Source organism: Fulvivirga ligni (assembly GCF_021389935.1).
Lineage (GTDB): Bacteria > Bacteroidota > Bacteroidia > Cytophagales > Cyclobacteriaceae > Fulvivirga > Fulvivirga ligni.
In genome coordinates this window covers 3,425,474-3,449,914 of sequence record NZ_CP089979.1, presented here as the reverse complement: position 1 = coordinate 3,449,914, position 24,441 = coordinate 3,425,474, and the positions used below count along the sequence as shown (strand labels likewise).

Genomic DNA, 24,441 nt, shown 5'->3' with positions numbered 1-24,441 from the left:
GTTCTGAATTATCTGACATCTATATACTCATTACTATGTACTATAAGCTATGTACTTCTTCATTCAGTATCTCGAGGAGTTCTTTGTGAAGACATTCTGAGACTTCTTCTTCTAAAAAGTATTTTACACAAGACAGTATCACTGGAATGAAAATGGTAAGAGCTGGCTTCAGGTTCTTTAATGAAATCTCATTCTTGATATAAAAATCTGTTAGAAACATAAGGATAACTGCTATCATCAGGAACAACATGATTATAGGCATAATTGATATCCTATACTTTACCACCAATGTTCCATCAATTACTCTACCTCTCCCTACTTAATCACTTGTTCCTATATACCAGCTTGATTTCATACTTCGTCTAATGGTAACTGAATTATTACGAAATCTAAATATAGAATGGTCCGTTTTTATTTGACCATGCATCTGATTAAATCTTCTTATCTGATCAGCATTTAGCTCAACCTGCTTCTTAACAATCGTTACCCCCAGTTTATATCTTAATTCATGCAAAAAGAAGCTGAAGATCATTGTGAATATCATGAACGGTATCACCAATTCAATTACAAAAATCATACTTAACAATATTTACTCAGTAAAAGCATTATCTGGATTACTTTTAAATTCTGACACCAACGCGTCGAAATCTTCAATTTCACCATTATACCAACTTGGTATAAATGTCCGCACTGGGTTGTTAAACATAGGCAACTCGTCACTATATCTAACGAATTTCAAATCATCATTGGTTGAATCATACTCGACAATCCGATAAAGGCTACCATCAAGCTTTAAATAGTAGCGATGGGATGAATCGGGACCCTTAAGAATAAGCACATCATTGTGCCATGTAAAATTACCACCTTCAACACCACCCACTCCGGTATGATAATCTAACTCTGTGGTTGTATAATCGCCATTACTATAAAGGAGCAATTCCCCTGACTCAGGAAAGATATTAATCTCTTGATAATAATAACTGTCAGTAACTTGCTTTTCAGAACAGCTAAGAAAGACTGAAACCATTGCAATTAGAACTAGATACTTATTCATAAAACAATGAATTGACGTTCATTTGAACAAAAAGTACAAGTGGAATGAGTACATAAAAGCCAAAAAAATTGGCTAAAAAAAAGTTGACAAGCAAAAAAGGATAAAGCAGGACCAACAAGATTGACGGTCCATAGGTTAAATATGATTTTAGCCTCATCTTTTTTGCCAACCAGGCTACAGGGACTGGCAATAGCAGCATCGGGATGATCAGGTAAAAGATTATCATTAAAATTAAATTATCACATAATCTTACTTAGAATCCGCATAATACGCAAAAGTCACTCCACCCCTTTCAAATATTTCAACACCTCTGCATGACCATCTCTTTCAGCAATACTCATGGCTGTGTCTCCATTTTGCATTTTCAAACTTATATCTGCTCCGTTGGTAACTAGCATTTTCACTAGCTCCAGGTTGCCTCGGTGGGCGGCTGAGTGGAGAGGTGTTACATCTTGCATTTGAGTGGCGTTAACGTCTACACCGTGATTTAGCAGTACTTCACAAAGTGCTAAATTTTCCTTGGCTACCGCGGCATGGAGGGCGTTAACTTTTGAAGGGTTGGTAGCTTTCAAATTAGGGTCTCCTCCATTTTCGATAAGTAAAATGGCCATTTCTGTGTGGTTAAAGAAAGCAGCTAAAGCCAATGGTGAAAAACCATCTGGCGAATACTTATTTACAATATCATCTGATAGTAAATATTCATTGACCAAATCAGACTTTCCAGCGGCAATGGCTTCATAAAATGTGAATGACCTTTTAAGTGCGATGGCCTTATTCAATACGGTCTCTAATCCGCTGTAGGCTATGATCATAAACCCAGAGCTACCGTTTTCATCGGTGGTGTTGAGCACCTCTGGGTTTTCCTGAATGAAAATTAAAACACTAGCGGTATCTTTTTCAGCTAACTGTGATTTCAATGAGTCTATCATATTATTGGCCGTTGAATAAAAGGAAACAAAGATAAGGATGGTGGTAAGTAAAGTTTTCATCTTCTTTTTCAGTGAAGAAAGCTACTTTTTCTACCATCATGCTACTATATATCACCTTGTTTAATTTGGGAGGCACTTTTACCGATTATCGCTTTAAAGTAGCTACTAAAGTTGCTCATACTGTCATAACCTACGGACCTCGCAATATCAGAAACAGCTTTATCGGTCTCCTTTAACTGCCTGTAAGCCTCTTTTATTCTGAGATGAGAGATGTATTTAAACGGAGTTGTACCAAAAATTTGTTTGAAGCACCTAAGGAGATGATTTTCAGAAAGAGCCGCCACGGCTGCAATTTCGGATAAAGAAAGATCCACATAAAAGTAAGCTTCCATAAAATCACGAGCACAGCAAATACGCTCGTAAATCTCTACTCTTGTTGATTTCCTCTTTAAATCGAGCCTATCAGCTTCTCGAATAGCTCCCGAATTCTCATACATTATAGCAGCTAATAAATGCTGATAGTATTCTTCCTGCTCCAGCTTCGATTTATGGGAAATATCGGTTTGTTGGCCTTGCTCCAACAGAGAAGAAACCGGTCCCCTAGACCTAAACTTCTTTTCTATGAATTTGACCAATTCAGTATTTTCCTTTCCATCAAGCAGCTGTTCATCAGTTGAGCAATATGCCGTGATATGCCTTTGCACATAATCAGGTGAGAAAAAGACACAGAAAGACTCGGTGTCATGTGGTGTGTCAATAGTGAGATTATAGCGGGAGCATTCATTAAGAATAAGGAAATCTCCCTCTCTTAACTCGTATGATTTGTGCTTTACCTGATAATGCGCTTCACCCTTGTAGAAAGATTTTACGGAAAGAAAACATTCACCAGACCATTGATATTGACGTGCATGCTGATGAATTATAAAATTGCTTTCCATTGAATGAATTTAACATTAATAAGGATACGAAGCAATTGCGTTAATCTCTCAGGTGCTCAATCACTTGCGCATCTACCCAATAAATGCCTTTATTACTGGTGTAGAAGAAATACTTACCATCGCTGGTAACAAAGGGGCATAACTCATGATCTTTACTGTTAATTTCCCTGCCCATATTTTTGGCTTTGGACCAGGCCCCCTCCTCATTTCTAAAGCTAATGTATAAATCACCTTCGCCGAATCCTTCCGGCCTGGTAGCACAAAAGATAATATATGATTCATCTGGGCTTACAAATACATCTGCCTCATAGTGAGATGTATTAACCGCCTCTCCTAGACGTACAGGTTTTTGAAATTCACCTCCTACATACTCTGATTTGTAGATATCATGGCTTGCCCCGCCCTTATTAGACGAAAAATACATATCTCCTTGGTTGGTGAATGAAATATAATATTCATGACCTTCTGAGTTTATATTAGCACCAGCGTTTACCGGATCTGACCAGCCCTCATTAGTTCTTTTTACATACCAAATGTCATAATCTTTGAGCTTCCCTTCCCCATCTATAGGCCTGCGGGAAATGAAATAAAGCTTCTGCTCGTCTGGAGAAAGGAATGGATCATTACAACCGTATCCTTGATCGTTCAAGAGTGTTACAGGCTCGCTCCAGCTGCCACCCTCCAACTTTGAATATCTAATCTCCTCTTTACCCTTCACATTCACAGCATAAAAAAACTCTGTACCTGCTTTGTTAAAGAACGAACCAAATTCATAAATACCATCCTTTGAAATAATACCTGGTGCAAAAATCTCCGGCTTCAATGATGGAGGCTTCTGGTTTAAATATTTTAGATCAGACTTTTGTTGTGCAAAAGCAGTAATGGCAGCTAACAAACAAAATAGCGTGAGGCATATTCTCATTGTAGTAGGTTTTAGGTACATTAAAAGTAATCATTTCGTTATTAATCTTGTTGATTAGATGATTTCAAAAATCCACTATCTGTATTTTACGTATATTGAAACGATATGCAAATGAGATATATTTTCACTATTACCATCATGTTTTTCTTCACCAAAACACAGGCCCAGGAAGTGGAAAGCAAAGCTTACAAGTTGATGCTCAATACATTATTGAGCCATTCAGTGCCTGAATTATCTGTAGCAGATGTCAAAACGACCCCTAACATTATCTGGCTAGATGCCCGTGAGAAGAACGAATATCAAGTTAGTCATATCAAAAATGCCAATTGGGTGGGTTATGATGATTTCTCAATAGACCGTGTGAAAGACATTTCAAAAGATGCCAAAGTGATTGTCTATTGCAGCGTAGGTTATAGAAGTGAAAAAATATCTGAAAAGCTTATTAAAGCCGGCTTCAAAGATGTACAAAACCTTTACGGTGGGATATTTGAATGGAAAAACCAAGACAAAACCGTAGTAAACAGTGACAATGCCGAAACCGAAAAAATCCATGCTTACAGTAAAATGTGGGGAATTTGGCTTAAGAAAGGTGAGAAGGTTTATGAATAAGGGCCAGGTATAATCTCTTGGGTAGTACCGACCGTCTACCCTTCGACGGGCTCAGGGTGACTCTGGTTGCCTTCACTAATTGCATCATTATAATATCATTTCAACGTCTTTCATCATCTCAGACACCCCCCAGGCGTTAACCATAACGTCATTCCGGAATTCAGTAGCGCAGCGGATGAATATCCGGAATCTCACTGTTCATCCCACAGAAGACTCCTCCTCATAACACTTATTATAAACTACCCCTTTTTCCCCTAAAATCAAGGGGATTTCTTCCCTTTAATTTGGGTGAATTTTCCTCTATCCTTCAGGCCTCTCTCCTGCTAATTTTGATTCTCAATTAACCTAAACCACAAGCGGATTCTGAAAAGCTTTGATAGAGTAAGAAAAATCAATTACCAATCTAATTATGAAACCAACCGTTTATCTAAACCACAGGAAAGCACCATTAGGGGGTATGCTCAAAGTGCTGCTCTTAGTTTGTTTATCATCTTTCACCTCCCTGCTCTACGGACAAGAGTACTTTTACTACTACAAGGGAGAAAAGAAACCTCTTACGCTCAATACGAAATTTGTTTATTTGGTCACGAGTTCCAGCATTAACGATGCTGAAAGTCTGCAAAAGATGATCAATGGCTCAGAAGTAACTCAATTCAAATCTGATAACTCTGAGCAAACTGTAAAGGTCTTTAAACAGCCTGAAACACATAATTGGGCAGAAGTTCAATTGACCAAAAAGCTCACTGCAAAAAGCTACCTAACTTACCTCAGTGAACTGGAAGCTAATGCTGACATCACCGAAGCTGCTCCTTATTTCACAGATAGCGAAGGTGAAAAAGTAGGCTTATCTGAATATCTGTATGTAAAGCTTAAAAATGACAAGGATTTAGCTATTCTGACTAAAATGGCATCAGAGCTTGGAGCTGAAATTGTTGGCCAGAATAAATTTATGCCACAATGGTTCACTCTGAGAACTCAAGCAAATCAAAAATTAAATGCACTAGAAATAGCCAACAAACTTTATGAATCTGGGGCATTTGCGCACGCCGAGCCTGATTTCTTATTAGAAAACATGACTCAGTCCTCAAATGATCCTCTACTGGCTGATCAGTGGGGCTTGAAAAACACAGGTCAGTATGGTGGTTCAGGTATCGACATAAAAGCTTTCGATGCCTGGGACATCACTAAAGGCTCTCGTGAGGTACAAGTGGCAGTGCTTGACCACGGTTTTGAAATGAATCACCCTGACTTATCAGGCAATACTTTCGGAACTGGCTTCGATACAGGTACAGGTACATCACCTGCTCAAGTATTAGGTAGTCATGGCACAGCCTGTGCAGGCATAATTGCGGCATCGCAAGATAACCATCGCGGTGTATCTGGCGTAGCCCCTAATGCGCAACTCATTTCCATTAGTAATTCATTATATCTAACACCTACGGTGAAACAGGAACTGGCCGATGGTATTAACTGGGCCTGGCAAAATGGTGCTGAGGTTATCAGTAACTCCTGGGGCCATACCAGCCTGGCCAGTGCATTGATTGACAATGCCATCACAAATGCGCTAAACAATGGACGAGGTGGCCTGGGAACTATTGTGGTTTTCGCCGCTGGAAATGGCAACGGCAATGTTAGTTATCCAGCAAACAGTAATCCTGATATCATCTCTGTGGGCGCCATGAGCCCTTGTGGTGAAAGAAAGAGCCCATCCTCTTGCGATGGTGAAGGTTGGGGTAGCGACTATGGCGTTAATCTGGATGTAATGGCACCCGGAGTACTGATCTCAACTACTGACAGACAGGGAGCCTCAGGCTACAACCCATCCACCACTATTCATCCTAATCTGGGAGGCACACTTGTAACCACTGATTATACTGATGATGACTATACCATTTGGTTTAACGGAACATCTTCGGCATGCCCTATGGTAGCGGGTGTGGCTGCACTGATTTTGTCTGTCAATGATTGTCTTACACATGATGAAGTAGAGGATATCATAGAGCAAACGGCACAAAAAGTAGGCGGCTACGCTTATGGTGCCACTGCTGGCCGACCTAATGGAACCTGGCACAATGAAATGGGTTATGGCTTAGTAGATGCAGAAGCAGCTGTAATTATGGCTCAGTCAATGTTGCCAACTGCTGTTAATTATGACATCTATTCAAAAGATCGTCCTTTTGATACTGGTGTAGAACCTAACCCTGACAATGGCCCTATGTGGATAAGTCAGGATATCTGGGTAAGACAAAGCCTGGATGGTGGCACTAAACACCAAAACCCTGAGTACAAATTATACTCACCGAACGGTGTTTATGTAAAGGTTACTAACAGAAGTTCTGTTACCAGTGAATGCGCCAACCTTTCACTCTATTTCTCTAAAGCATCTACCGGATTGGTATGGCCAACTAACTGGATCAACTACAACCTGGCTGGCGTATTGAATGGCGATAAAATCAACACCGTATCCATTCCTCCTATTGCTCCAGGAGCAACGAAAATCATTGAGATTCCATGGTACCCACCTAATCCAGCTGATTTCGTTAATGACATCCACCACTTCTGTCTATTAGCCCGTATAGAATCTCCTACTGATCCTATGTACAATGAGCAAACTGGTGTTGGCGTTGGCATTAATGTTAAGAACAATAATAATATAGCTTGGAAAAACATCCAGGTGTATGATAATATTCTAAATATCAGCAGCTTATATATCAGAGGAATTATTAAAGGCTGGAGCTTCATCGATCTAAAGTTCTATGACAGAGGATTCCAGGAAAAAATTAGTAAACCATTCTTTGAAAGAGGAGGTAAAGTGGCCGTGAAGGTAGAACCTAAATTATTCGAAAGAATAAAAGAAGCTCGACTTGAAGGCGTAAAAATTGTAGGTGAAAACATGCTGCATATACAAAGTCCTGGAGCTACTATCTACGGTATCCAAATTAGCAGCAAGGAAACCTTTACCATGGATTTTGCTTTCGATGTAGATGTTGATCCTAAGGAAGAAGGTGTAATCCTTGATGTACTCCAGATGGGAGAAGGAAAGCTTAAACTTCAGGGTGGCGAAAGATTTGTGATTAAAGCATCGAGAAAAGGTGGCAAATTCGATACGCCAGTGGTTGAAAAAACTGAATTAGTTTACCCTAATCCAAGTGAAGGTGAGATTTATCTGAAATATGAGATACAATCAGATGATGTTCCGGTAAGCGTAAATATCAAAAATGCGCTTGAACCTGCTATGGAACAGCAACTTTTCAAAGGCAAGCAAAGTCGTGGCGAGCACATTGAACAATACGATGTTAGCCGCTTGAAAAACGGTGTTTACATACTAACTATTAAAATTGGTGAAGAAGTAAAAACCGAAAGAATCGTGATTAATAATAAGTAATTAAGTATTTATCAAAAAGCTACTCATTCATTGAGTAGCTTTTTGTTTTCACCTTGTGGTGGTTTGAGCCTAGCATTTGTAATGCGATCGTCACTTGCAATATTCCATTGCACAGTTCCTTTACTTTTTTGCAATCGACCAAAAAAGTAACAAAAAAGTCTTTCTTGCTGCAAGGTCTTCCGAGAGCTGGAGTATTTCATATACCGTAACTACCACTAAGGACTTGAGCAAAGCCTGTTTTTCAACATTCTTCCTTCGCACGACTAAGCAGCAAGACATTAGTCATGTAGTCCCGACCGTCTACCCTTCGACGGGGCTCAGGGTGACCTTGATTCTCGTTACCTTTTTTCATCCCCAGACACTCAACAGACGTTAACCCATAACGTCATTCCGGAATTCAGTAGCGCAGCGGATGAATATCCGGAATCTTACCGTTCAGCCTGCAGAGACCAATCCATGTCAGACCCTTCACTTCAGGTATAAACATAAAAAAAACCGCCAGATCATTCTGGTCGGTTCTTTCAAGTTAGGGATATGCTGATATTATATTGCTTTGCTAAAAAGAGGCTGTTGACTCTTTTTGCTTTGTAGTTTTTTATCGAATACGGAACAGATATTTCTTAGAAAAGCCATGCCTAAGTCAGTAAGTCTTAGTCCATTTTCATAGAGTTTGATCAGTCCTTCCTGCGCCATAGTGTTAAGCTGAAATGAAGTGTTAAAGTCCAGAAGATCAGGGTTATATCCCCAAAACAATTCTCCTTTGCAAGCAATATCGAGGATGAAATCTTTGATTTGTTGATCTTCTTCAGAAAGAATGTGACCTCTTTCTATAGGTAACATACCATTGTTCACCAAAGCCTTATACTCTTCCACAGTTTTCACAGTCTGAGCATAGGCATATTTGGCATCACCTATGGCGCTGGCGCCGAGTCCTATCAATAGTTCTGTGGCGTTAGAGGTGTAGCCCATAAAGTTTCTATGCAATGTTTTTAATTGATAAGCCTTATAAAGATCGTCTCCTGGCAGCGCGAAATGGTCCATGCCAATGTCTGCATAACCATGATCTAAAAGCAAGGCTTTACCAGACTCATATAGTTTTCTTTTCAAGCTACTATCAGGCAGGTCCTTTTCAGTGTAGGCTCTCTGTCCTGGCCTTTTCCATGGCACATGAGCATAGCTATAAAATGCAATTCTCTCTGGCTTCATCTCCAGGGTCTTCTCAATAGTGTCCAGTACACTAGCCTCTGTTTGAAAAGGTAAACCATAGACCAAATCGAAATTTACAGATGTGTATCCGATGGCTCTGGCCTCTTCCGTTGCCCTAATGACATTTTCGTAAGGCTGTATTCTGTTTATGGCTTTTTGCACCTTAAAATCAAGGTCCTGTACACCGTAGCTCACTCTTCTAAAGCCTACTTCAAACAAAGCTTTAAGGTGCACATAGGTGGTATTGTTTGGGTGGCCTTCAAATGAAAAAGCGTAATCATTGTGCAAATGAGCTTTTCCTATGATGCCTATGATGAGCCTCTGAAGATTTTCCGGGCTGAAAAAAGTGGGTGTGCCCCCACCTAAATGAATTTCCCTGATCAAAGGTCTTTCACCAAATTGGCTACAATATAGATTCCATTCCTCTAAAACTGCATCAATATAACTATCCTCAACCTGGTGATTTTTGGTGATTCTAGTATTGCAAGCACAGTAAGTACAAAGGCTCTCACAGTAAGGCAAATGAATATATAAGCTTATGCCATGCTCCTTGTTAGAAACTGTAAAAGCTCTTTTTACATTCTTTAACCACTGTTGCTGATCCACGTGCTTCTCTTCCCAAAAAGGTACGGTAGGGTAACTCGTGTAGCGGGGCACTGGCACGTTATACTTGGCAATGAGTTCTTCTGGAATTTTCATTTCTTAGTAGTGATTAGCTCAGTAAATCATCATGACAACCTTTTTGGTTGTTTAACGAATACAAATATTGCTGATCATCACTTGGAAATAAATGACTTGGTTCACTAGAAAAACTGACAAATATCAGGTTGCTTTTTAAAATGATTATTTTTAATTAGTTATTTCAAACCCTTCATATGCGTGCTCATTGGCTCATTTATATTCTCTTCATAGGTGCTTGCTCCACAGTGAGAGTACAGACTAGCTATAGTCCCAAGCATGATTTCGAAAATTATAAAACCTGGTGTTGGCTTAATGGCTGTCAACCATCATACGATGGCCCAAAGGGCATAATGGATAGTGCTTTTATGGATAAGATTTCAAATGAAATAGCCATAGAAATGCAGAGAAAAGGATTTACACAGCTAGACGATTCCGCGGACATATTACTTGATTATCACATTGTTTTATCCAGAGATTCTTCAAATGCGGGCTGGGTTCAAGAGCAAGATTTACAATTCTGGGATCCATACAAAGAAGAAGATTATTACCACTTTATGCGTGGTTCTCTAATCATAGATATTACCGACAGAGAACAAGGAGAAATCATTTGGAAATCGACCAGCAAGAAGGTAATGTCACTGCGTGAAACAATGAGTGATGCAGAACTTCGTAAGGCTATTAGACGGGCGATGAAGAAGTTTCCGCCTCATTAATATTCTGGTTCTGTTGCTTCTTTTTTTTCTTATCGTCAAAAAGCACTCTCATGGACGGGGTCATGGTATCTTCGAACTGGCCTGATTTTACAGCCCAAATAAAAAGAGATAAGAACCCTCCGGCTACCACCATACTCACTAGAATTAATACAAATATTACTGACATTATAAGTTCAATTTTTCAGCCCATAAATTGCCCGCCAAGGTAGTAAACACCACTACCGTAATACTACTCAACGGCATAAGTACAGCTGCAAAAACAGGTGTTAAATGACCTGTTACTGCAAAAGACAAACCAACAATATTATATAAGAAAGATATGACAAAGCTGGCAATGATGATATGCCTCGCACCTCTTAAGTACCTCAGAAAATCGCCAAGTTTTGTAAATATGCTACCCTCAATGATAGCATCGCAAGCAGGAGAAAACGAAGATACGTCTTCCGCCACCGCAATACCTACGTCACTTTGACTTAACGCACCAGCATCATTCAATCCATCACCCAACATAAGCACCTTTGAATCAGACTGTTGAATAGACTTAACGTGTGCCAGCTTATCATTTGGCTTTTGTCCAAAAATCATCTGACTAAGTTCTGGAATCATCTTCTTCAAAGTTCCTTCTTCCGCCGCATTATCCCCTGAAAGCAACTGCAAATCATACTGACTGGATAAGCCTTGCATCATACTTTGAAGCCCAGATCTATATGAATTATGCATTTGAAAAGAAGAAATTAAGTGACCATCCACTGTAAAGAAAGCTTGTCCCTCTTCCGCCTGATGCCCTAATGTCCATAAAGCTGAGCCTAAGCTATACCTTTTCCCCTGGTAATCAGCCTCAATCCCCTTCCCTACCAGCTCTTGAAAATTTTGTAACTCCACCTCTATTACTTTACCCAAAAGCAAATGAATCTTCTGACTCAAAGGATGGGTAGAATTTGCTGTCATGCTTTTAAGAATACGCTGATCAAACTCTGAGATATTATCAATCCACTGGTTAGCCTCACCATTGTCAGCCGTGGTAATGGTTCCTGTTTTATCGAAGACAATGGTATTGACTTCAGTTAATCGCTCGGCCACATCAGCACTTTTAAGATAAAACTTATTTCTGCCAAGTATTCTAAGCGTATTACCATGGGTGAAAGGGGCTGATAATGCCAGAGCACATGGACATGCTACAATCAGAACAGAAGTAGTGACCAGCCATATCATTGTCGGATTATAAAAGTACCAGTATACAGCAGCAACGATGGTTATGAGCAGAATAATACCTGTAAAATATTTGCTTATCTTATCTTCGAGGCTCAAGCTCGTTTTTTCCTGTTTGAAAGTATCATTATTCCAAAGGCTGGTTAGATAGCTTTGAGAGGTGGCTTTGGTAATGCTGAGTTGGATCTTAGCACCTACCTGTCGGCCTCCAGCAAAAATTTGCGCTCCTTTTTTCACCCGCGTGGTGCGTTCTTCTCCTGTAACAAAGCTATAATCAATATTGGCTTCGTCTGACAAAAGAATAGCATCTGCAGGAACAATCTCCTGATTACGAATAAGTATATGATCTCCTTTTTTAAGCTGCTGAATGGGCGTTGCTACTTCTTCATTGTCTATAATTTGTAATACTGCCAATGGAAAATAGCTTTTATAATCTCTATCAAATGAAAGGTTTTCATATGTTCTGCTTTGGAACCATTTGCCTATTAGCAAGAAGAAAATAAGACCCGCCAAAGAGTCCATATAACCTGCACCTGTAGCACTTATTATTTCGTATGAGCTTCGGACGAAAAGAATAAGCATACCTAATGCTATCGGTACATCAATATTGATAAAACCTTGGGTGAATCCTTTATAGGCTGATATAAAATAACCCCTCCCCGCGTAAAAGACAGATGGCAGAACAAGAGCCAGGTTAAGATAATTGAAGAACCTGTCAAAGCTATGTGACATTCCTTCTTTAATACCTAAATACTCCGGAAAACTGAGCAGCATAATATTTCCAAAGCAAAAAGCGGCCACGCCAATTTGAATAGAAAGCCTATGATTTCTCTTTTTAGTAGGCTTTTCTTTAGTATCCGCATGGAAAGCAGGTGGATAACCAATGGAAGAAAGTAAAGCTGCTAAATCAGTCAAAGTGATTTGCTGAGGATTATAATGTACCTGCGCACTTCGACGAGCAAAGTTCACTTTAGTTTGTATTACTCCAGAGTTAAAATCATTTAAATTCTCGAGTATATAAACACAGGCACTACAGTGAATATCAGGAAGGCTTAGGCTGATAACATTGTGGTTATCAGACAGAAATGAATGTAGATCATTGGCTATTTTTTCACTTTTAAGAAAATCAAACTTGCCATCTAAATGAGGATTAGATTTGTTCCTTACTTCATAAAGATCCTTAAGTTCATCATCTTGAAAAAGCTCATATATAGTTTTACATCCAGTGCAGCAGAAGTTCTTATTATCAAATAAAATAGGCTCATCTCTACACAAATCATCGCAGTGATAGCATTTCACCTCACTGGCCACCTCCCTGATCTGCATCATGCAATCTCATGTTTAGAAATGTGGAACGTCCAGATAGGGCAAAAGGCATGATTCACTATATCTTCGGCCAAGCTACCTGAAAGTAAGTGAGATAATCCTTTCCTACCGTGCGTTCCCAGCGCAATCATGCCGGCATCTATTTCATTGGCAAAGGAAATTATGCCTTGTTCCTCGTAAGAATCGTTATATACGTTTAGCGTGTAATCTTTCAACATATACCTTTCAGCGATGAACCTGAGAGATTTAAACACAACCTCATCGCGCTCAAAGTTGTTGGGCGTATTAATTCTTACAATATGTAATTTGGCATGTAATAGATCCTGAAGAATCTTTATTTCAGTGATCAGCTCCTCAGATATATCAGTAAGTGTAGCACTGGCAAAGACAATATTCTTGATAGACTTAATGCTAGCCGGGCTGGAAAGCGTAATCACTGGACAATGAGCATCTCTGACCACCTTCTCCGCATTAGAACCTATAAATATCTCCTTAAAACCACTCGCTCCTGTAGTTCCCATAATCACCAGGTCATAACCTACTGAGGCTATTTCCTCTTGTATTGCTTCATGAGGAGTACCTACTTCTATCTTTTTATCGAAATTTCTCTCATCGAGATTTAGTTCGCTAAAGAACACATCCATACTGTTTACAGCATTTTGCTTTAGAATGCGCAGTAAATCTGCATCCATCCCTAAGCTCACTGCTATTCCTGTAGGATCCAGATAGCCTTCTAAAGGCTGCTCCACAGCATGAAAAACAGTTATGTTGATTTCTTTATCAGACGAAGCAAGTTCGGCGGCAAAGTTCAAAGCATATTTAGCTTGCTCTGAAAAATCGATAGGTACTAATATCCGTTTCATGACTTTACCCTTTTTTGTTAATAGTCAAAGATCAGGAACACACCGAAAGATTCCAGAAGCATACATCACCACCAAAACTGATTTTTGTCAGGTTTCTATAACTTGCTTTATGCAAAACCAGCATCCAATATAATGGCTCCTCCTTCCACATCCTTCCAGGCACCACCTTCTGAAGATTGATAAGAGACTATATTGCCACCATCATCGGCAGGCTCGTTAGAAATGATCCAGGTAGAGCCATCAGGTGCCACACTTATTTCACGCGCAAAACCTTGTCCGGTAAGCTGCTCATAACTTCCATCAGTGGTTATCATTCCTAAAACGCCATCATTGTTTATTATGAGAGCACTTCCATCGGGCTTACCTGATATTTTCATCCCTCCCATTTCACCAGGCACTTTTTGCCACTGTTCTGAACCCTTTAAATAATGTACCTCGCCACCACCATGAGTAGGTGAATTGGTTATTACCCACACTGTGCCATCAGCACCTGCACTAATCTCTCTGGCAAAGCCCTGACCTGCCAGCATCTTAGGATCCTTTCCAACATCAAGCTGATAAATCTCCCCTTTGTTGTTTATTACGTAAGCCGTAGAGCCTGATGGACCACCATCAATTTTAACCCCGCCTACACCTTCAAATACCTCCCATTTCTTCGACTTAGCTTTTTTATACTTAATTACTCCTCCATCACCGGCAGCTTCAGCTGTAGTGGTGGGCTCTATAAACACTGCCCACTGTGTACCGTTTGCACTTAAACTTACATCTCTGACATGATCATGATCGGCTTTGCCCGCACCATTTTCGTCTATTGATCGCATTTTGTTAGACGCTGTCAGACTGAGAATTGTCGATTTTTTAGCCATCGGTTTAGTATTTAGTTGGATTAGGAAATATGATTTTAAGTTGATGATGGGATAAAGAAAATAGCACTAAAAGTAATGTAATATTTCAAATAGATATAAATATATTTATTTATAATATACTTCGTAATTCATTAAATAAATTAAGCATAAATAATTATTAATATTACTTTTTTTAGTTATATTTATTTTAAGTGTATGATATTACTGACACCTCCTGCAGTATATTCAATGTCATCCAGGCTCTTTGAAATAACGGTTATACTTTCGGTTTATAAAGGAAATTCTTTAAACCCTAAATAAGATTGAGCCACAACATAGCCCGCATATCCATGTCTATAGATGTGAGCATACACAAATGAATCCAGGAAGTACTTATGCTTCCATACTTCAAACACTGGCTCACCCCCTTTGTAGCTAATTAAGGAACAGTCATAAACCAACGGATATCCAGACCAAGTCTCGCAAATAGTGTCTAGCAACGGCTTATTGGGAGCCCATTGATTCAAATCATGAAGTATAACCCTTTTGATTGATTCATAATATATATCATCAGCTATCATAATCTTATTCCATTTATTTAAGTTGATTTATATATAAAATCATAAATATTTTAAATAATAACAATAAATAATTTTACTAATGGACGGAACAATCTCAGAAATTCGATACTTCGGCCCCAGTTGGACTCCACGTAATTGGCTACCATGTGATGGTCGGCTCTTATCAATTGCTCAGTTCACCGCTTTCTTTTCGCTTATCGGTTCAATATATGGAGGCGATGCAAGAACTACTTTTGGCTTACCTGACTTAAGGGGTCGTGCGATCGTGGGTTCTGGAAGTGGACCAGGCCTTACTACCCGAATTAATGGACAAGGAGGAGGCACTGAAACTGTTACTCTTAATGTATTAGAAATGCCTGTCCACAATCATGCGGCAACAACTCAGCTAGGTGGTGTTAGTGTACCCATTGCTGCTACTGGATCGGGAACTGTTGCCACCCCTTCACCAGGTTATTACCCCGGAGTTGCTACTGACATCAACGCAGACGAATTAAAATTATACACTAACACTGGAACAACTGTAACCGCTCAACTCACTGGTAATGCTACGACCATCCTTGGACTGACCGGTAGCGGCCAACCACATAATAATATGCAACCCTGGAAATGTGTTACACCTATCATTTGCTATGAAGGAACATATCCTACCAGGTCATAAATCATTCAATCATTTAAAAATCACACAATGGAAGGATACTTATCTGAAATAAGGTATTGGGCTCCCACCTGGATACCTCGAAATTGGGCCGCTTGTGGAGGACAATTATTACCTATAAACACCAATCAGCCATTATTTTCGCTTATTAGCACTATATACGGTGGAGATGGAAGAACTTCATTTGCCCTACCAGACCTGAGGGGAAGGGTAGCTATTGGACCGGGCGAAGGAAATGGACTAACTTCCAGAATTCCAGGCCAGGCCAGCGGACAGGAATATGTTTATCTAACGCTTCCAAATTTGCCGCAACATAACCACTTAGCAAACACAACACTAGATACTACTGGAGTAATCATTGCCAGAAATGCTGAAGGAACCACTCCTACGCCTGCCTCTGGCATGGCCCCAGGAAAGGCAAGAGATTCAAATGGTGATGAAGTAAATCTTTATACGAATTCAGGAACTACAATAGACGCTGCGGCCACAGGTGCTGCAACTACCACTATCGGTAACACAGGAGGAAGTCAGGATCACAATAATATGCAACCGTTTTTAGTCGTAACCCCGATAATTTGCATTAGTGGGATATATCCGTCGAGATCATAAAATTTTAACCATACATCTATGACACATGCTCATTAAGAAAAGAGAACAGCAAATATTAAAAGTAGGTGTGCTACTGCCAAATTCCAGACAATACCCTGGTGCAGCTGGTTATTTTCTTAATGGCATGAGGCTATATTTCACTGTTCATGAGAACCAATTTGAAAGAGGAAAAGCCGAACTCCTAATTGAAGAGGTAGGTGTAGCCACAGAAAGCATTTGTATAGAAAAGGCTCACAAACTATTGTCCACTGATCAGGCTATTATTCTCACAGGGTTGATAGAGCCGCTAATTGGTGTAGAGGTGGCTAAAATGACTTGCATGGCCGGCTGCCCCACTATGCTTTCTACACTTGGTGAAGCTGCTGTTCCACCTGACAAGATTACCAAAAACTTGTATTATAATACACTTCAATACTGGCAATCATACTTCTATCTGGGAAGATATATGGCAGAAAATACCACAAAAGAATTTGAAATAATTACCTCTTTTTATGATTGTGGTTATGATCCTTTAAGGGCCTTTCGCATGGGAATAATCTCTGCCGGAGGCCAAATAAGGAATGAAATAATATTAAAAACAGAAAATCTGGAGGAGCTAAATGGAGAGGTAAAGGAAAGAATACAATTCCATGATGAATATGAATATGCGCTTATCCTACACCCGAAGCTTCTTAACTGGTTTATTAAAAATTTTGATGGTGGTCTTAAAAATGCAGTTATAACTCCCTTTTCGAATTATGCCAATGGCAATAAGAAGTTTTGGGCCTTTCCCGATTGGAAAAACTCCAGTCCAAATTCAACAATATTTCAAAGGTCTTGCCTGGAGTATTTTGATGAGGAGGCCAACGAATTCTACTTATTAGGATATCAGCAAGGACAATTAATTTATAGGGCCTTGCAAAGCCTAAATGACCCGGCAAGAGACGAACAAACCATACTCGACACCTGGAGTAACTTTAGGGAAGACATGGTAGTAGCTGGTGCTAGTTTTGATCAGGGAAATCACCATTTAAATTTTCCGCTATCCATTTTCTATGGAGCTGGAATGAAAGATGAGAACTTATGCATTAAAGAAAGTCACCATCACTTTAGGCCTGCGGATGGCTATGAGGATATATTCAATTCGAGAAATGCATTTACTAACCCCTATATGTTCTACTAAAACTAAAAGAATATAGAAAAAACATTTACCAAAAAATCAATGCAAATTATATTATTCACAAATTCTCAATGGAGTTTACCTTTATTAGTTTGGCTTGAAGAAAGCAAGATGATAAAAGGAGTTGTACTAACCAACCGCTCACATCAAGCTAATTTCAATATCCGACATTATGCTGAACATAAGGAGATTCCTTACTTAGCAATTAGCAAAACCGAGCAAGCAGTATTGCACGATTGGATGAAATCGCTCGAACCTGACTTAGCTATTTGTTTCACCTTCCCCTTAACAATTCAGGCATCTATCTTAACCATTCCTACTTATGGTTTTGTAAATATCCATTTCGGTAAGCTACCAGAAGATGCTGGTCCTGACCCACTATTTTGGATTTTAAGAAAGCAGAACAAAATTGTCCCAATTTGCTATCATTTCATGACCGACCACATAGATAGTGGTCCTGTCATTATGATGGAACAGCATACTATCTACCCGGGAGAAAATTACGGATTACTAGGAGCCAGATTAAGTCAGTTTGTAATGATGTCTATGGAGAGGTTATTTGAAAAAGTTAAAACCTTAGCTGTAGACCCCCTAAACAAACAATTAGAAAAAAAACTTCAACCTCACAAACGACCAACCCAAGATGACCTTACTATTGATTGGTTTTCAAATAGTTCTGATGAAATAGAGGCATTGGTAAACGCAGCCAATCCTACCTATGGAGGAGCCATAAGCTATTTAAGAGGTGCTATGATTAATATTCTGGAGGTAAGTCCTGCACAGGTAAATAATGGAGCCTTAATCACACCTGGCAGTGTTGTACATGCCGACCAGGAAAATGGAATATTCGTTTTATGTTCAGACTATCGTTTTTTAAGATTGAACATTATCAGAACACCTGAATGCATCATTTCAGGTGGTAAACTTGCCGCTTTAGGATTAAGGAATGGTGAGAAATTTGGATTAGCAAAGAGCACAGTTAATTCTCCCAAAATTTTAGTTTAAACCAATGAAGAGATACATGAAAAGAACGTTTACAGGTTTGTCTATTTTATTACTATTGCTGTGTGGCTCACAGGTAAGGGCACAATTAGCCACAGGTGACATCGCTATTATAGGGTACAATTCTGATATCATCCCAGATGAAATGACTATAGTGACCCTCGCGGACATACCCAGTGGGGAAATTATTTATATCACTGATCTAGGTTGGGATGGCTCAGCATTCACCACGGCAGGTTTGGTTGAAGGAGCCATCACTTGGACCACCACTACAACTGTTCCTGCGGGTACGGTGATGAGTTATACCATAACTGGCGGATCACCCGCCGTAATTACTGGAGACATTACAGCCTACGGAACAGTGACAACGGTGGGATGGAGCGGTTCTAATTCCGCAGTAACAAGCGGTGGTGATAATTGGTTTGTTTATCAGGGCTCGGATTACCTTACACCTACCAACTGGATTTTTGGTTGGGCCAACTGGTCTACTTCCTCAGGCACTAATCCCGGAGAGTGGTCAACCAATGCAACAATTTCTTCTACCACATCGCACCTTCCATCAGGCCTTACTTTAGGAGTAACAGCCATTGGTCTCACTACGCTCACTTATCATGCTGACAACATGGTATATGAGGGCACCAGAACCGGCAGTAAAAGTTCTTTACTGGCCGCAATTACAAACAATCCGAATTGGGCAGGTGATGAAGCCACCCCCTATGATATTTCAGCAGGAGGCACCAAATTCCCTGGCTCAAACCCCATTTTCACTTTAATATCAGCTAACACCCCTCCTACGGCCTCCAGTTTTTCTACTTCAACCGGTCCTTATGAAAACTTAAGTTACACTTTTAGTACTGCGGACTTTAGCTATAATGACAGCGATGGAGATCCTTTGGATCATGTACTCATTGAAAGCCTACCTGTAGCGGGAACCCTGTATGTAGATGCTGATAATGACGACACTTATGATGGTGGTGAAGAGGTAAATATCAGTGATATGGTGAGCAAGGCTGATCTGGATGCTGGAAATCTTCAATATATACAAAACGGTAGTACAAGCACCACCTTTCAATTTGAAGTGAATGATGGAACTGATAACAGCACGGGAAACTATGTAGCTACACTCAATGTAGTCCCTATACCGTCGGTCACATTATCCATCACTCCATCCTCAAGAGTGGAGTCAAATACAACAGCAAATACAGTTACAGCCACACTCTCCAACGCCTATGGAGCTAACACCACTGTAAATCTGGCTTTTTCAGGTACGGCAACCAATGTAGTCGATTACACCCTGAGTGGAGCATCAATATCAATATTGGCAGGAGCTACTACCGGAAATATTAGCCTTACCAATGTACCCGATGCCCTTTACGAAACTAATGAAACGGTAGATATAGATATATCTGGTGTAACTAACGGAATAGAAAGCGGCACTCAGCAAGAAACATTTACCATCATAGATGATGACTCTCCTCCCCTGGCTTCTTTACTATTAAGAAATATTTATAATCCCATAGCCGACGAGAGTGGAGGTATTGCTTATATCGTCGGCGTGATCGATACTCCTTCTGCCACTACCGTAACTATTCCATTAAGCTTTTCAGGCACAGCTACAGGTGGAGGAACAGATTATGCCATAACAAGTAGCTCAATTGTAATATCTGTGGGTGAAACAATGGATAGTATTAGAATAACCTCTCAATTAGATGGTTTTGAGGAAGGTGATGAAACTATTATAGTTGACATGAATACCCCTACAAATGCTACTGAAGATGGCTCGCAACAGGTTACTGTAACTATAACAGATGAAGATGCAACCCCTCCGAGCGGTTATACTGTAAGTATTGATCAAAGTTCTATTAATCTGTCCAATGAATCAGCTGTGAGTTTTACGTTTGCTGGCGCAGAACTAGGTGCTACTTATAACTACACCTTCAGCAGCTCCGGCGGTGGCGCTAATGTCACGTTGTCGGGCACCATAGTTACTGCCACCGATCAGATAACCGGAATAGATCTCAGCGGCCTGGGCGATGGTACAATAACCCTATCAGTAACACTAACAGACACCTTTGGAAGCACAGGACTCGCCGCTACCGACACGAAGACAAAAGACACCACAGCTCCTTCTGGCTACACAGTTTCAATAGATCAAGCATTTATAAATTCATCTAATGTGAATGCCACCAGCTTCACATTTGCCGGTGGTGAAGTGGGAGCTACTTATAATTATACCTTCAGCAGTTCTGGAGGCGGTGCTAATGTTACAGGGTCAGGCACCTTGACGACAGCTACAGACCAAATCACAGGTATAGATCTTAGTGGATTGGGTGATGTTATAATAACGCTAACTGTAACATTGACTGATGTCAATAGTAATACTGGTTCAGCAGCTACAGATACTAAAACTAAAGATACCACAGCTCCTTCTGGATACACTGTTTCTATAGACCAAAGTCCAATAAACAACAGTAATGAAGGTAGTGTGAGCTTTACCTTCGCAGGTGCAGAAGTTGGTGCTACTTACAATTATACTTTTAGCAGCTCAGGGGGCGGCAGCAATATTACAGGATCAGGCACTATAGTTACAGCAACAGATCAGATTACAGGCATAGACCTTAGCGGCCTTGGAGATGGCACTATCACTCTATCGGTCACGTTAACTGATATTGCAGGCAATACCGGCAGTGCTGCTACCGACACGGAACTGAAAGACACATCAGCACCAACTGGATATTCGGTTTCTATTGATCAAATATCGATTAACTCTACCAATGAAACAGCTATTAGTTTCACTTTCGGAGGCGCTGAAATAGGCACCACATACAACTACACTTTCAGCAGTAATGGTGGTGGCACCAATGTTACAGGATCCGGAATCATAGTAACAGCAACAGACCAAATCACAGGCATAGATCTGAGTGGATTAGGAGATGGAAACATCACCTTATCTGTGACACTTACTGATGGCAATGGAAATATTGGACCAGCAGCCACTCATTCTGAAATTAAGGATACAACAGCTCCTACCGGATATTCTGTTACAATAGATCAGACCGCGATCAACAGCACTAATGACAATAACATTAGTTTTACTTTTGCTGGAGGAGAAATCAATAGCGGGTATAATTATACTTTCACCAGCTCTGGTGGCGGCACACCTGTTACTGGCACAGGCAATATTTTCAGCACTAATGCCCAGATCACAGGCATTGATCTCAGTGGCCTGGCAGATGGCACAGTTACACTTTCTGTAACATTAACTGATGTATTCGGAAATGAAGGATCAGCAACTACAGATACAAAGAACAAAGACACAGGACCTCCCGGTGGATATTCAGTAAGCATTGACTTATTAGGAGAGTTCATTATAAATGGACTCAATGTAAACATCATTGAATTCATCGGAACAGACTTAGAACCAGGCACCACACTAAATTATTCATTCACTAGCGACGGTGGGGGCACACCAGTAAGTGGCACTGAAACCGTAACATCAGCTTCACAACAGTTTGATAACGGTGGTGCCGGTTATGACTTAAGTGGCCTTTCAGATGGAACTGTTACTTTAACTATCTCATTAACAGACGGTGTGGGTAATACAGGACCAAATGCCACTGATAGCGAAACAAAAGATGCTGGACCTCCCACTGGATATTCTGTAGCCTGGGATGATGCCCTAATTAGTGCTACCGAAGCCACTTCAACCTCCTTCACTTTATCCAGCGCCGAAATAGGCACAACGGCGAACTACTCGATTTCAAGCTCAGGAGATGGCAACACCGCCACAGTTACCGGATCAGCTTCTATTACTACCAGCACGCAAAGTATATCGGTAGATGTTAGTTCATTAACAGATGGAACCCTAACAGTACAGGTTTCCCTCACTGACACCGGTGGCAATACTGGAAGCAATGCCATTGACAATACCGCTGTATTGGACCAAACCGCTCCTTCGGGGTACTCTGTATCCATTGATCAATTGATAATTAATTATACTAATGAGAGCGCAGTTAGTTTCACATTCGCATCTGCGGAAGTTGGAGCCTCCTACAGCTACACTTTCAGTAGTGATGGTGGAGGTTCTAATGTCACTGGCAGTGGAACGGTAAGTGGTGTAGGCGAACAAATAACAGCCATCGATCTATCTTCCTTAGCCGATGGAAATATTTCTTTATCTGTTACACTAACAGATCCTGCCGGAAACGCAGGAACAGCCGCCACTGATAACGCAAGTAAAGACACCAGCATTCCTACCTTTAACTCTGTAGATGATGGCGGCGGTGACAATTCTTACACTTCAGGAGAAGGCCTTACGATTGTAGTAGATCTGGGAGAATCTGGGCTTAACGTAGTAGCAGATCTATCAGTAATTAATTCAGGATTTAGCTCAACAGCCACCTTCACTGATAATGGTGATGGCACCTACACCATAACCATTGCTGATGTGGATGCTGGCGGCAACTTAATCGAAAATCCATCCACAAGTGTTCCTATCACTGTCACTGATGGAGCCGGAAATCAGGCTATGGATAATAGTTTGACTCTTAACCTGGATAAGACACCACCGTCTGGTTATACGGTTAGCATTGACCAGGGTCTCATTGATCAGAGCAATCACCAGGCACTAAGCTTTCAAATTAGCGGCGCTGAAACAGCAGATTTTGAATACTCCATTTCCAGCTCAGGTGGCGGCACACCGGTCACTGCGTCGGGAAGCATTTCCTCTTCTACACATGCTGTAGGGCCAGTTGATGTAAGCGGTTTACCTGACGGTGTACTCACCGTAACCGTTACGCTCACCGATGAGGCGGGTAACACGGGCAGCCCGGCAGATGATGTCGTGGATAAAGAGGCAGCTCTTATATCATTCACAACTTCCAACAGCGAAGGACAAGAGTCCGCCACCACACCAAGTATACAAGTAGATTTATCTGTAACCAGTGTAAATAGCATAACCATCGATTATACAGTTTCAGGCACAGCCACTGGTGACGGTGTTGACTATACGCTAGCCAATGGCACCCTAAACATACCAGCAGGCAGCAGCTCAGGAACCATTGACATAACCGTGGTAAACGATGCCTTAGAGGAAGATGATGAAACAATAATCATTACATTATCCAATCCCTCAAATGCAGCTTTGGGATCGACAACAGAGCACACCTACACCATTGTAGATGATGATCAGAAACTGACTCAGATTATAACCTTTGCTCCTATTTCTGATAAAAGGGTGGGTGCTGACCCTGTAGTTCTGGAAGCTACTGGCGGTGCATCGGGTGAGCCAATTACCTTTTCTATGACCACTTCCCCTGCCTCAGGGGTGGCCACACTTTCTAACGGCATCATCACGATTCTGGGCGTAGGCACCGTGACGGTTACTGCCAGCCAGGCTGGTAATGACTTTTACGAAGCAGCAGCAGACGTTTCTCAAACCTTCAACATACAAGCTGGAGACCTCTTCTTACCTACACTGTTTAGCCCTAATAATGATGGGACTAACGACCGTTTTATTATAAGAGGCGGAGCGGATATCCAAGAAATCACTTGCAGCATCTTCGATAGAGAAGGTAATGAGGTTTTTAACTCAAGTGATATGAACAGCCTGATGCAGCAAGGCTGGGATGGTACATCTAATGGTAAAGAGCAGCCGCAAGGAGCTTATGTGTGGGTAATCAAAGGAACATTCTCAGATGGATCAGCCCTGACCATAAATGGTAAAAATACAGGCGTAATAAGATTAGCAAGATAA

Annotated in this window: 18 protein-coding genes; 8 read left to right on the top strand and 10 right to left on the bottom strand. The window is 40.7% G+C overall.

What is annotated here, in order from left to right; all coding sequences use genetic code 11:
* Positions 1 to 589: 589 nt before the first annotated feature.
* From LVD16_RS14715 to LVD16_RS14700, 4 genes are all read right to left on the bottom strand, one after another.
* Positions 590 to 1,054: a hypothetical protein gene (locus tag LVD16_RS14715; RefSeq protein ID WP_233769027.1), complete on the bottom strand. Its 465-nt coding sequence runs from the start codon at positions 1,052 to 1,054 to the stop codon at positions 590 to 592.
* 278 nt (positions 1,055 to 1,332) lie between these two features.
* Entirely contained in the window at positions 1,333 to 2,043 is a 711-nt protein-coding gene (locus tag LVD16_RS14710; RefSeq protein WP_233769026.1) for an ankyrin repeat domain-containing protein, read from the bottom strand.
* A 44-nt stretch (positions 2,044 to 2,087) separates the two neighbouring features.
* Entirely contained in the window at positions 2,088 to 2,921 is an 834-nt protein-coding gene (locus LVD16_RS14705; RefSeq protein WP_233769025.1) for an AraC family transcriptional regulator, read from the bottom strand.
* 40 nt (positions 2,922 to 2,961) lie between these two features.
* Complete coding sequence (locus tag LVD16_RS14700; protein WP_233769024.1) at positions 2,962 to 3,843, bottom strand: TolB family protein; 882 nt, start codon at positions 3,841 to 3,843, stop codon at positions 2,962 to 2,964.
* Positions 3,844 to 3,954: 111 nt separating this feature from the next.
* Here LVD16_RS14700 and LVD16_RS14695 point away from each other — a divergent pair, with 111 nt between their 5' ends.
* The gene (locus LVD16_RS14695) at positions 3,955 to 4,452 is read left to right on the top strand and encodes a rhodanese-like domain-containing protein (protein ID WP_233769023.1); all 498 of its coding nucleotides are present in this window, start codon (positions 3,955 to 3,957) and stop codon (positions 4,450 to 4,452) included.
* Positions 4,453 to 4,861: 409 nt separating this feature from the next.
* The gene (locus LVD16_RS14690) at positions 4,862 to 7,837 is read left to right on the top strand and encodes a S8 family serine peptidase (RefSeq protein ID WP_233769022.1); all 2,976 of its coding nucleotides are present in this window, start codon (positions 4,862 to 4,864) and stop codon (positions 7,835 to 7,837) included.
* A gap of 543 nt (positions 7,838 to 8,380) precedes the next feature.
* Here the strand turns inward: LVD16_RS14690 and hemN are convergent.
* Entirely contained in the window at positions 8,381 to 9,742 is a 1,362-nt protein-coding gene (gene hemN / locus LVD16_RS14685) for an oxygen-independent coproporphyrinogen III oxidase (RefSeq protein WP_233769021.1), read from the bottom strand.
* Between the two features lie 176 nt (positions 9,743 to 9,918).
* Between hemN and LVD16_RS14680 the strand changes: the two genes are divergently transcribed.
* Positions 9,919 to 10,437, top strand: coding sequence for a DUF4136 domain-containing protein (locus LVD16_RS14680; protein WP_233769020.1), 519 nt, complete (start codon positions 9,919 to 9,921; stop codon positions 10,435 to 10,437).
* Here the strand turns inward: LVD16_RS14680 and ccoS are convergent.
* From ccoS to LVD16_RS14655, 5 genes are all read right to left on the bottom strand, one after another.
* Positions 10,403 to 10,603: a cbb3-type cytochrome oxidase assembly protein CcoS gene (gene ccoS, locus LVD16_RS14675; protein WP_233769019.1), complete on the bottom strand. Its 201-nt coding sequence runs from the start codon at positions 10,601 to 10,603 to the stop codon at positions 10,403 to 10,405. The two genes, LVD16_RS14680 and ccoS, sit on opposite strands and share 35 nt — an antisense overlap.
* Entirely contained in the window at positions 10,603 to 12,975 is a 2,373-nt protein-coding gene (locus LVD16_RS14670; protein ID WP_233769018.1) for a heavy metal translocating P-type ATPase, read from the bottom strand. The genes ccoS and LVD16_RS14670 overlap by 1 nt, the downstream gene beginning before the upstream one ends.
* A complete protein-coding gene (locus tag LVD16_RS14665) occupies positions 12,972 to 13,835 on the bottom strand; it encodes a universal stress protein (protein WP_233769017.1) in 864 nt (287 codons plus the stop codon). Before LVD16_RS14665 ends, LVD16_RS14670 begins: the two co-directional genes overlap by 4 nt.
* A gap of 107 nt (positions 13,836 to 13,942) precedes the next feature.
* Positions 13,943 to 14,656 (bottom strand): hypothetical protein, encoded by a 714-nt coding sequence (locus LVD16_RS14660; RefSeq protein ID WP_233769016.1) that lies wholly within the window; start codon positions 14,654 to 14,656, stop codon positions 13,943 to 13,945.
* Positions 14,657 to 14,970: 314 nt separating this feature from the next.
* A complete protein-coding gene (locus tag LVD16_RS14655; RefSeq protein ID WP_233769015.1) occupies positions 14,971 to 15,261 on the bottom strand; it encodes a hypothetical protein in 291 nt (96 codons plus the stop codon).
* Positions 15,262 to 15,340: 79 nt separating this feature from the next.
* On the opposite strand from LVD16_RS14655, the gene LVD16_RS14650 reads away from it, so the two are divergent.
* Genes LVD16_RS14650 through LVD16_RS14630 form a run of 5 tightly spaced genes read left to right on the top strand, consistent with a single transcriptional unit; the run spans position 15,341 to position 24,441 of the window.
* The gene (locus tag LVD16_RS14650; protein ID WP_233769014.1) at positions 15,341 to 15,919 is read left to right on the top strand and encodes a phage tail protein; all 579 of its coding nucleotides are present in this window, start codon (positions 15,341 to 15,343) and stop codon (positions 15,917 to 15,919) included.
* Positions 15,920 to 15,946: 27 nt separating this feature from the next.
* Positions 15,947 to 16,525: a phage tail protein gene (locus tag LVD16_RS14645; protein ID WP_233769013.1), complete on the top strand. Its 579-nt coding sequence runs from the start codon at positions 15,947 to 15,949 to the stop codon at positions 16,523 to 16,525.
* Between the two features lie 25 nt (positions 16,526 to 16,550).
* Complete coding sequence (locus LVD16_RS14640; protein WP_233769012.1) at positions 16,551 to 17,687, top strand: type 1 periplasmic-binding domain-containing protein; 1,137 nt, start codon at positions 16,551 to 16,553, stop codon at positions 17,685 to 17,687.
* Between the two features lie 39 nt (positions 17,688 to 17,726).
* Complete coding sequence (locus LVD16_RS14635) at positions 17,727 to 18,689, top strand: methionyl-tRNA formyltransferase (protein ID WP_233769011.1); 963 nt, start codon at positions 17,727 to 17,729, stop codon at positions 18,687 to 18,689.
* Positions 18,690 to 18,705: 16 nt separating this feature from the next.
* A complete protein-coding gene (locus tag LVD16_RS14630) occupies positions 18,706 to 24,441 on the top strand; it encodes a Calx-beta domain-containing protein (protein ID WP_233769010.1) in 5,736 nt (1,911 codons plus the stop codon).